At 71.7% G+C, this 9,837-nt stretch carries 8 protein-coding genes; 5 read left to right on the top strand and 3 right to left on the bottom strand.

Features of this window, described 5'->3' with window-relative positions:
* Positions 1-417: 417 nt before the first annotated feature.
* Both dinB and DN771_RS28710 read left to right on the top strand, forming a co-directional pair.
* Positions 418-1,749: a DNA polymerase IV gene (gene dinB, locus DN771_RS28715; protein ID WP_205528827.1), complete on the top strand. Its 1,332-nt coding sequence runs from the start codon at positions 418-420 to the stop codon at positions 1,747-1,749.
* A gap of 96 nt (positions 1,750-1,845) precedes the next feature.
* Positions 1,846-2,205, top strand: a complete 360-nt coding sequence (locus DN771_RS28710) for a DUF3040 domain-containing protein (protein ID WP_117001010.1) — start codon at positions 1,846-1,848, stop codon at positions 2,203-2,205.
* A 207-nt stretch (positions 2,206-2,412) separates the two neighbouring features.
* Here DN771_RS28710 and DN771_RS28705 read toward each other — a convergent pair whose 3' ends face one another.
* From DN771_RS28705 to DN771_RS28695, 3 genes are all read right to left on the bottom strand, one after another.
* Positions 2,413-4,743, bottom strand: a complete 2,331-nt coding sequence (locus tag DN771_RS28705; protein WP_117001009.1) for a transglutaminase TgpA family protein — start codon at positions 4,741-4,743, stop codon at positions 2,413-2,415.
* Complete coding sequence (locus tag DN771_RS28700; RefSeq protein ID WP_162942538.1) at positions 4,740-5,939, bottom strand: DUF58 domain-containing protein; 1,200 nt, start codon at positions 5,937-5,939, stop codon at positions 4,740-4,742. The genes DN771_RS28705 and DN771_RS28700 overlap by 4 nt, the downstream gene beginning before the upstream one ends.
* Positions 5,940-6,200: 261 nt before the next feature.
* Positions 6,201-7,196, bottom strand: coding sequence for an AAA family ATPase (locus DN771_RS28695; protein WP_117001007.1), 996 nt, complete (start codon positions 7,194-7,196; stop codon positions 6,201-6,203).
* Positions 7,197-7,298: 102 nt separating this feature from the next.
* On the opposite strand from DN771_RS28695, the gene DN771_RS28690 reads away from it, so the two are divergent.
* Genes DN771_RS28690 through DN771_RS28680 form a run of 3 tightly spaced genes read left to right on the top strand, consistent with a single transcriptional unit; the run spans position 7,299 to position 9,735 of the window.
* A complete protein-coding gene (locus DN771_RS28690; protein WP_117001006.1) occupies positions 7,299-8,261 on the top strand; it encodes an ROK family protein in 963 nt (320 codons plus the stop codon).
* Positions 8,258-9,496, top strand: a complete 1,239-nt coding sequence (locus tag DN771_RS28685) for an acyl-CoA dehydrogenase family protein (RefSeq protein ID WP_117001005.1) — start codon at positions 8,258-8,260, stop codon at positions 9,494-9,496. Before DN771_RS28690 ends, DN771_RS28685 begins: the two co-directional genes overlap by 4 nt.
* Positions 9,493-9,735 (top strand): hypothetical protein, encoded by a 243-nt coding sequence (locus tag DN771_RS28680; protein ID WP_117001004.1) that lies wholly within the window; start codon positions 9,493-9,495, stop codon positions 9,733-9,735. Before DN771_RS28685 ends, DN771_RS28680 begins: the two co-directional genes overlap by 4 nt.
* Positions 9,736-9,837 lie beyond the last annotated feature (102 nt).

Genomic DNA, 9,837 nt, shown 5'->3' with positions numbered 1-9,837 from the left:
CGCCTGCGGCGATGCTCGTCCTCGGCTCGCATCGGTCGCTGCGCTCCCTCGCTCGCCTGCGGCGATGCTCGTCCTCGGCTCGCATCGGTCGCTGCGCTCCCTCGCTCGCCTGCGGCGAGTTTGGTTTGCGGCCCCCGGCGCCCGGCAAAGCCCGGGCGCCGGGGGCGCTGAAGAGTTGCTGGGACGTCAGTTCAACTCTCGGCCCTCTCGGGGTCTTACATCCCCACTGCCCTCCTCGCGCGCGCGTTGATCGTCTCGCGACGGGGCCTCGACTGCGCGTTGGTCGGCCCGCGACGGGCTCCGCGCGATCGTGGCGGAGGGTCTGGTGGAGCGAAAAGGCTTTCGCAGGGCGCTTTCGCGCCAGCAGAACGGAGGGTGGCGGCGTCGGGTGTGACAGGGGGTGGTCATACTGGGGGTGTGGCCGACCGGCGCGTGATCTTGCACGTGGACATGGACGCGTTCTTCGTGTCGGTCGAGCTGCGTCGCCGTCCCGACCTCGTCGGCCGCCCGGTGGTGGTGGGCGGTACCGGGCGCCGGGGCGTCGTCGCCGCGGCCTCGTACGAAGCCCGCCGGTACGGCGTGTACTCGGCGATGCCGTCCGCGCGTGCCCGGCAGCTGTGCCCGGACGCCGTGTTCCTCGCCGGCGACTACGAGGCCTACTCCACCGTCAGCGCCCAGGTCCGCGCCATCTTCGACTCGGTGACGCCGAAGGTCGAGCCGCTCTCGCTCGACGAGGCCTTCCTCGACGTGTCGGGCGCCCTGGCCCTGTTCGGCGACGGCGTCACCATCGGCCACCGCATCCGCAACCAGGTTCGCGACGAGCTCGGCCTCGGCTGTTCGGTCGGCGTGGCCCCGAACAAGTTCCTCGCCAAGATGGCATCGGTCGAGGCCAAGCCGCGCGCACGGCCCGAAGGTGTCGAGCCCGGTCCGGGAGTCTTCGAAGTGGTCGAGGGCGGCGAGACGGCCTACCTGCATCCCCTTCCGGTCCGGCGGCTGTGGGGAGTGGGTCCGTCCACCTACGAGCGCCTCAACCGCCTCGGGGTCCGCACCATCGGCGATCTCACGATCCTGGCCCCGGCGGCGCTGCGTGGCGTACTCGGTCCCGCCGGCGCCGACCGTCTGCTGGACCTGGCGGCCGGGGTGGACACCCGGCCCGTCGAGGTGGAACGCCCGGTCAAGTCGATCAGCCACGAGGAGACCTTCCCGTTCGACCTCTATGACCGGGCCGAGATCGGGGCGCACCTCGGCCGCCTGGCCGATGGGGTCGCGTCGCGGTTGCGCGCCTCCGGGCTGGGCGCCCGCACGATCACGATCAAGGTGCGCGACGGCACGTTCCGCACGGTCACCCGCGCCCACACGCTGCCACGCGCCGTCGACACGGCGCCGGCGATCCTCGAGGTGGTCAATCGCCTGGTCGACGACCTCCAGCTGGCCGGGGGCGTGCGGCTGCTCGGTGTGGCGACGTCGAAGTTCTCCGAGCCCACCGAACAGCTCACCCTCGACGGGATCGACGACAGTCGGGACGGCGTCGATCCCCGGTGGAGCGACGCCAGCAAGGTGATCGACAGCGTCCGCGCCCGCTTCGGCCGGACCGCGATCGCCACGGCCAACGCCCTCACCACCGACGGTGTCCGGGTGATCCACCGAGGCCGGAACCCCTGGGGACCCGACGGCGCCGATCAGCAGCCGCCCGCGGCCGGATCCTCCCGCCGACGGAAGGATGGGTCCCGCATTGAGGAAACCCCCTGAACGTGGGAGGATAGAGTGACACCAAGCGAAGTCCGTCCCGTCCAACCGTGGTCACACGTCCCGGCCGGTCCGGAGCCGTACACGTTGGAGCAGGCCATGCCGCTTTCCGAGAATGAGCAGCGGATTCTCCGCCAGATCGAGCAACAGCTCGAACGGGACCCCACCTTCTCGACCCGCGGCTACCGCATCCCTCGCCGGCGCGTCGCCGGCCTTTCCGTCGCCGTGTTGGCCGGGCTCACCATCACCGTGCTGGCGCTCTCGGCGGGCGTGTGGCTGTCGGTCCTGGCGTTCGTCGGCACCGTGGCCCTGGCCGTGCTGCTCGAGCGCGAGCTGCGCGTGATCGCCCGCGAGAAGGTCGGGTCGCTGCCCGTCAGCGCCTGGCTGGGTGGCGGCCGCAACCGCGCCCGTCGCCACGACCGCCCGTCGCGTACCGACACCAACGAATACGACGGCTGAGCCCTGGCCGCCCGCGGGCCCGAACGCGTGAACGGGTGGTGCCTGAGCGGTGCGCGGAGAGGGTGAGTCGTCGCCGTCATCGGCGTGCCTGGGGGTGAGCGGAGAGGGCAGACGAACGGGAGGGTGAATACCCCACCGAAGCGTCCGGCATTTACCCTCCGGTCGGGCGGGACCGGGTGGTCCGTCACCGCCACGTGCGGCCGGGGGTCAGTGCCAGACGGTGAAGTAGCGCTTGATGCGCTCGCCGGTGGTCAGGCTGTTCTCGACGGCGGTCTCGATGTAGGCGCACCAGTCGTGTGGCGTGTCGTGGCTGCCCGCGTGGTGGTCGGCCCGGTCGGCGGCGGCGACGGCGGCCACCGTGTCGGCGGGCGCATAGCTCGCCGTGGTGGCGGCGCCGGCGAGCCGTTCGAGCGGTCCGGCGATGGTCGGGAACTTCGCCGCCGCCCGATCGGAGACTTCGAGCGGGGTCCACGCCGAGTTCGGCCGGAAGCCGAGGGCGGCGAGCGCCGTGAGCGCCCGGTCCCACAGCTCGAGCAGCATGTGCGTCGGATCGGTGGCCGGGCCGATACGACGACGGCGCCAACGTCGCACCAGCGCGGGAAGCGCCACCACCGCACCCACCAACGCCACGGCCGCGACGATCAGCATCCACGGGAACGACCCCGACGATCCGCTGCCACCGGAGTCGGGCGGCAGGGGCGCGGGCGCCGTGGTCTGGGGCGTCGTCGTGGGCGCGAGCGTGGTCGGTTGACCCTCCTGGCCGGCGACGGTGGTGGTGGTGGGCGGCAGCGTCGTGGTCGTGGTGGTCGTCGTGGTGGTCCCGGCTTCCGGCTGGGGAGCGACCTCCTGCTGCGGTTCGACGCCGGTGTAGGCCTGGGCGCCCGGCTGGCCGCGGCCAGGGGTTGGCTCGAACGGCACCCAGCCGAGACCGTCGAACCACACCTCGGGCCAGGCGTGAGCGTTGCGGCCCCGCACCACGAACGAGCCGTCGGCGAGCTGCTCGCCCTGGGTGAATCCCACGGCGACACGTGACGGCAGGCCGAGCGTGCGGGCCATCGCCGCGAACGTGGCCGAGAACTGCTCGCAGTAGCCGATGCGGTTCTCGAGGAACGACATGATCGCCGAGGTGCCGTTGCCGTCAGGCACGTCGGTCGAGTAGGTGAAGGTGTCGCGGAACCAGTCCTGGAGCAGCACCAACTTGTCGAACGCCGTGGGCCCGGCCGCAGTGACCTGGGCCGCGGTGGCGGCCACGTCCGGGTGCAGGTCGTCGGGAAGGTCGAGGAAGATGGGGTCCGGAGGGCTGGCGGACGACGCGCCCCGCAGTTGCTCGGGCGTGAATCGTGGCATCGCCGAGCTGATCTCGTAGGTGTCGCCTTCGTCGAGCTGCGACTCGGTCTTGAGCACCGACGACGTCAGGGCGTTGTAGTGGGCGTTGGGGCCGCGTGCGGTGAGCGGCTCGGGAGCGGCAGGGATCAGCGCGCCCCGGAGCTCGAGAATCGTGACGAGCTGGTCGTTCTGCTCAGAGCCGGGGAGCGCCACGTTGCCGCGGTCGTCCAGGCTCTCGAGGCCGCCGTCGGGGAGGTCCCAGCGGTCGCCGTCGAACTGCGGCAGGGCCGACACGCGCCAGTACGACGACGAGGTGGCCTGCACGGTGAAGAGCTCGGTCTCGGCCTGGTTGACGAGCCGGGAGCGGATGTCGACGAGCGGGCTCACCACTTCGGTCTCGCCGCCGCCGTCGCCTCGGGTGTCGAAGAGTGGCTCGTCGTTGGCGCCGGGCAGATTGGGTCCGACCGCCCACGCACCGCCCATCACCAGCGCGGCGGCAGCCAGGGCGGCGGGCAGCGTGAGGACGAGCGGATGGCGGGGAGTGCCGAGCACGGTGCGCGGGCGCCGCTCGAGGCGCACGCGCAGCAGCGCCAGGGCGCAGAACCCGGCGCCGATCACGGCGAGGCTGACCGGGACGCGGTGCTCGTCGACGCCGAGCGCGGCGATGAAGACGAACAGCACGGCTCCCGGGACGAGGGCTTCGCCGCGGGCCTGGGCGCGGAAGGCGAACGTGTCCGACAGCCACACGGTGGCCGCCGTGGTGGCACCGGCGAGCAGTGCCCAACCACCGGTGTACGGGACGGGTGCCGTGGATGTCTGGAACTCGTCGGTCGCGGCGCGGAAGTCGGCCTGGGCGGTGCGCCACGTGTCGCCGAGCGGGAAGATGCCCGAGAGCGTGTCGCGGTAGTAGATCCAGCCGATCAACCACGTGAGGATCACCAGCACGAGCGGGATGGCCGCGAGCGGCGGCACCCGGAGGCGGCGCAGCACCAGCGACGAGCCGTGGCCGGCGACGGCGATGAGCACGAGGTCGCGCAGGAAGTCCCAGTCGGGGAACACCCGGCTGAAGCCGACCGCCACGGCGACCGAGTAGACGGTCAGGCCGAGCGTGGCGACGATGTCGAGGCCGGGCTGGACCCGCAGCACGTCGCCGGTGGCGATCTGGTCGCCGTCGTCGTCGACGCGGCCCTGGGCGGCGAGGGCGGCGGTCATGAGGCGACGGGAGCCTTGGTCGCGGCGAGGGGGTCGACCGAGACGGGGACGTGATGACGGCGCCGTCCCACGAGGTCGATCCAGCTGTCGAGCATGTCCTGCTCGGTGCGGGCGTCGATGAACAACCGCGAGCGTCCGCCGGGCTGTTCGGTGAACACGCCGAGCAGCGTGAGCGTCGGATCGCGCAGGTCACCCATCGTCAGCCACGTGGGCGAGTCGAAGCTCGTGGTCACGACGAACACCAGGCCCAATCCTTCACCCGGATCGCGCTCGATGGGCCGCGGGGGAGCGGTGTCGGGCATGACCCGGGCCAGGTGGTGCATCGTCTGGACGGACACCGTCGGCCCGCGCAGATCGACTCCGGACGTGGTGGCGAAGCGGGTCTGCAGGCCGGCCCGGTCGGCGCTGTGCACGAGGCTGGCTGCGGCGACGACGGCCCGTTCGAACGACTCGTCGTGGTCGTCGCCGATCGGCACGTGCTGGTCGAGGACCACCGTGCAACGCCGCAGCCCCTCGGCGGAGTGCTGCCGCACCTTCAGGTCGTCCGACCGGGCCGACGCCTTCCAGTGGATGGTCCGCGGTTCGTCGCCGGGCACGTACTCGCGCAGGCTGTGGAACTCGCCGGGCCCCAGTCGGGCCGACTGGGCGAGGAGGTGGCGGCCGAGGATGCCGTCGCCGAGCTCGGGCATGTCCATCTCGAAGGCCCGCGGTGCGACGAGGATCTCGTCGACGCCGGCGATGTCGGAGACGGAGCGGGCGAGGCCCAGCACGTCGTGGCGGACGGCGACGAGCGGCCCGATGGTGAGCACGCCGCGCCGGTCGGTGGGGACGCGGTAGCCGGCGCTCTTCTCGGTGCCGCCGCGCATCGGGGCGACGGCCATGCGGGCGGTCCGGTCGGTGCCGACGGCTTCGACGAGTTCGAACGCCGGGCGGGGTCCGGCGCCGTTGGCGCGCAGGACGATGTCGACGCGGCCGACGTCGCCGGCGGTGAGGACCTCAGGCCGGACCCACCGGCGCACGGCCACCCGTGGGCGCCGGAGCAGCACCGAGAGATAGGCGAGCACGGCGGCGCCGAGCATGCCGGCGCTCAGCAGATACAGCTCGAGCACACCGAACACGCGCCCCATCACCGCGGTCAACACGGCACACGCGGCGACCATCCACCCCTGCCGCGTCGGCGCAACGCGGCTACTCACGCGCTCTCACGGTCAGGAGCACCTGCCGAGGGCGCCGGTCGCGAGCGGCGCGGCAGCCGGATCGGTCGGCCCCCGATCAACGCGCGGACCCCGTCGGGGGGTGCTCGAGGGGGGATTCCCCCCTCGATGCGGCGACCAGCGGAGCTTGCTCCGCCGCCGCCTCTTTCAACTCTTCGGAGCGAGCGAAGCGAGCACGAACAGAACTCGCCGCAGGCGAGCGAGGGAGCGCAGCGACCGACGCTCGCCGAGGACGAAACATGCTCAGCGACTTCGCGGGACGGGGACGTCGGCGAGGATCTCCCCGACCGCGTCGTCGGCGCTGAGGCGGGCACCGTGCTCGGCGCGCAGCATCAGGCGGTGGCTGATGACGGCGACGGCCATCGACTTGACGTCGTCCGGTGTGGCGAAGCTGCGACCTCGCGCCGCGGCGTGGGCCTTAGCTGCGGCGGCCAGCTGGAGCGTGGCGCGCGGCGACAGGCCGAGCTCGACCGCGGGATGGCGGCGGCTGGCGATGGCCAGATCGACGAGGTAGGCGCGCAGGGCATCGGCCACGTACACCGACCGCACGGCGTCGATCATCGACACCACCTCGGCCGACGACACCACGGCCGACAGCTTCGGGAGCGAGTCGACCGAGCCGCGGCCGGCGAGGATGGAGATCTCGGCGTCACGGCTCGGGTAGCCGAGGGACAGGCGCATCATGAAACGGTCGAGCTGGCTCTCGGGCAGCCGGTAGGTGCCTTCCTGGTCGACCGGGTTCTGCGTGGCGATCACCATGAACGGCGTCTCCAGCTGGTGGCTGGTGCCGTCGACGGTGATCTGCCGTTCCTCCATCGCCTCGAGCAACGCCGACTGGGTCTTCGGCGACGCCCGGTTGATCTCGTCGGCGAGGACGATGTTGGCGAACAACGGTCCGGGCTGGAAGCGGAACTGCTCGGTGGAGCGCTGGTAGATGCTCACCCCCACGAGATCGGCGGGCAGCAGGTCGGGTGTGAACTGCACACGCTTCCAGGTGCAATCGATCGACGCCGCCATCGCCTTGGCGAGGCTCGTCTTGCCGACGCCCGGCACATCCTCGATCACCAGGTGGCCTTCGGCGAGCAGGGCCATCACCGACAGCTCGATCGACTGCTGCTTGCCCTGCAGGACCTGGGCGATGTTGGAACAGACGGCATCGAACAGCGCCGCGAATCGCGTGTTGTTGCCATTCGGCTGGGCCGGTGGACGGCCTTGCGCTTGCGAAGGGGCGGCAGTCATGGTGCGAAAACCCTAACTGGTCGAGGTCAATGCGGCGCCGCAGATGATGTCGTCGTCCCGTGGCGCACCGCTCGGGATCGGTCCCGGTACTGTGCATCGACGATGCCCGCCGCCACGCCCTCGACGTACCTGGCGATCGACGTCGGGCACGACCGGCTGGCCGCCGGGGTGGTGAACGACTACGGCGAGGTGCTCGTCCGCGACCGCGTGGCCACGCCGCAGCGTGACGTGTGGCCGGCGTTGCAACGCCTCGTGCGCCGCGTCGTGGCCGCCAGGCCCGAGGATGTCGGGCCGCTGCGGGCCTGTGGCGTGACGTGCGAAGGCCCCCTCGACCGCGACACCGGCACCGTCGATCCGCTGCACATGCCGTCGCTGCGCGGCTTCGAGATGCGCCACCGCGTCCACGAGCTGACCCGCCTGCCCACGGTGCTGGCGTCGTCGTCGCAGGCCCGCGTCCTGGCCGAGCGCTGGATCGGTGCCGCCCGCGGCGTTCGTGACGTGATGGTGCTGCTGCTCACAGACACGGTGGAGGCCGGCATCGTGAGCAACGGGCGCCTGCTCGGCGGCCGCCGCGGCAACGCCGGCCAGATCGGCCACATGATCGTCGAGCCCGACGGCCACGAGTGCGTCTGTGGCGCGCACGGCTGCCTGTGGGCCTACGTGTCGGGGGCGGCGCTCGCCGCCGAGATGAACCGGCCGCTGCGCCGTGCGCCCGACGCCGTCGTCGAGCGGACCGGCCGGATGGTGGGCCGCGCCATCGCCGGCGCCGCGGCCGTCTTCGACCTGCGTCTCGTCCTGCTCGCCGGCACCGTGCCGGCGACGTTCGGGCCGCCGTTCCTCGAAGCCGCCGCGCAGGAGCTCGATCAGCGCAGCCGCATCCCGCACCTGCGGAGCATGCCCGACCGCGCCCGGCCGCTGGTCCAGTTGGGGGTCGCCGCGCTCGGCCGCGAAGCAGCGTTGGTCGGCGCCGCCGGGTTGGGCCGACTCGCCCTGCATCAGGCCAGGGGCCCGAGTCGCCCCAGTGCCGGCGCCGATGCGGCGGCAAGTACAGTCGCGTCGCGATGAATCCGGTCTACGGTCCCGACGCCGACGCCTATCGCGAGAAGGTCCGGGCATTCCTCGCCGAGAAGCTGCCGACCGACTGGAAGGGCATCGGCTCGCTCCAGGGGGACGAGTTCGACGAGTTCGTCCGCACGTGGCGCACCACGCTGTACGAGGCCGGGTACGTGGCGCCCGGTTGGCCGGTGGAGTACGGCGGGGCCGGGCTGTCCGACCTCGAGCAGGTGATTCTCGCCGAGGAGTTCACCAAGGCCGGCGTGCCGACCGGCGGGCCGAACGACGCCTTCTCGATCGAGATGCTCGGCAACACGTTGCTCACCTGGGGTACCGAGGAGCAGAAGCGGCACTACCTGCCCAAGGCGCTGTCGGGTGAGCACCGCTGGTGCCAGGGCTACTCCGAGCCCAACGCCGGCTCCGACCTCGGGAGCGTGGCGCTCAAAGCCGAGCGTGACGGCGACCAGTGGATCCTCAACGGCCAGAAAATCTGGACGTCGGCCGGTCACCTCGCCGATCACATCTTCACGCTCGCCCGTACCGATCCCGACGCGCCGAAGCACAAAGGCATCTCGTTCCTGCTCGTCGACATGCGCCAGCCCGGCATCGAGGTGCGGCCGATCAAGATGATCTCGGGCATGAGCGAGTTCAACGAGGTGTTCTTCACCGACGCCGTCGTGCCGGCCACCGACGCTCCCGGTGTCTCCACCGTCGTCGGTGGGCCGAACAACGGCTGGGCGGTGGCGATGACGCTGCTCGGCTTCGAGCGGGGCAAGTCGGCGGCCACGATGCCGATCCGGTTCCGTGCCGAGCTCGACCGTCTCACGAAGCTGGCCGTCGAGCGTGATCGCACGTCCGATCCCACCATCCGGCAGCGCCTGGCGTGGTGCCATTCGAAGGTGGAGGTCATGCGCTTCCTCGGCCTACGGACGCTCACGCAGTTCCTCAACGGCCACGATCCCGGTCCCGACGGCGGCATCGCCAAGCTCTACTGGAGCGAGTACCACAAGATCGTCACCGAGTTGGCCGTCGACATCCTCGGCGCCGAGGCGATGACGCCGAGCGGTCGCCCGTCGTCGAGCGCCTTCCAGACCGACGACGCCGGCGCGCCGAACGAGTCGCGCTCGTGGGTCGACACGTTCTTCCACGCGCGGGCGGGCACGATCTACTCGGGCTCGTCGCAGATCCAGCGCAACATCATCGGTGAGATGGTCCTCGGGTTGCCGAAGGAGCCGCGGCCGGCGTGACGCCGTTGCTCGTCGTGGCCGCGAGGGCGGTACTGCCCCGGCCCCGGCTGTGGCTGCCGGCCATGCGGCTGGCGGTGCGTTCCACGCCGCGCCGGTGGTGGCGCCGGTGGCCGTTCCTTCCCGTGCCGTCGAAGGAGTACCTGCGCTTCCGCATGCTCACCCAGTACGGCGACGCTTCGGCCACGCCGACCGTGGACGACATGGTGCACTACCTCGACTGGTGCCGGGACGCGGCGTGAGCGCCGGCCGTCCGAGCGAGCGCCAGCGAGCCGGGCGGCGATGGGGCGCGAGCGCAGCGAGCGGGGGCGCAGCCCCCGGGATTGACGGCGTGAGCGCCGGCC

The organism is Desertimonas flava (genome assembly GCF_003426815.1).
Lineage (GTDB): Bacteria > Actinomycetota > Acidimicrobiia > Acidimicrobiales > Ilumatobacteraceae > Desertimonas > Desertimonas flava.
This window is presented reverse-complemented; position numbering and strand designations above follow the sequence as displayed.

What these genes read in the sequence shown, in the direction of transcription:
- DN771_RS28685 (WP_117001005.1), top strand. Translation starts at nt 8,258, where the DNA reads ATGAATCCGGTCTACGGTCCCGACGCCGACGCCTATCGCGAGAAGGTC.
- DN771_RS28695 (WP_117001007.1), bottom strand. Translation starts at nt 7,196, where the DNA reads ATGACTGCCGCCCCTTCGCAAGCGCAAGGCCGTCCACCGGCCCAGCCG.
- DN771_RS28705 (WP_117001009.1), bottom strand. Translation starts at nt 4,743, where the DNA reads ATGACCGCCGCCCTCGCCGCCCAGGGCCGCGTCGACGACGACGGCGAC.
- DN771_RS28690 (WP_117001006.1), top strand. Translation starts at nt 7,299, where the DNA reads ATGCCCGCCGCCACGCCCTCGACGTACCTGGCGATCGACGTCGGGCAC.
- DN771_RS28710 (WP_117001010.1), top strand. Translation starts at nt 1,846, where the DNA reads ATGCCGCTTTCCGAGAATGAGCAGCGGATTCTCCGCCAGATCGAGCAA.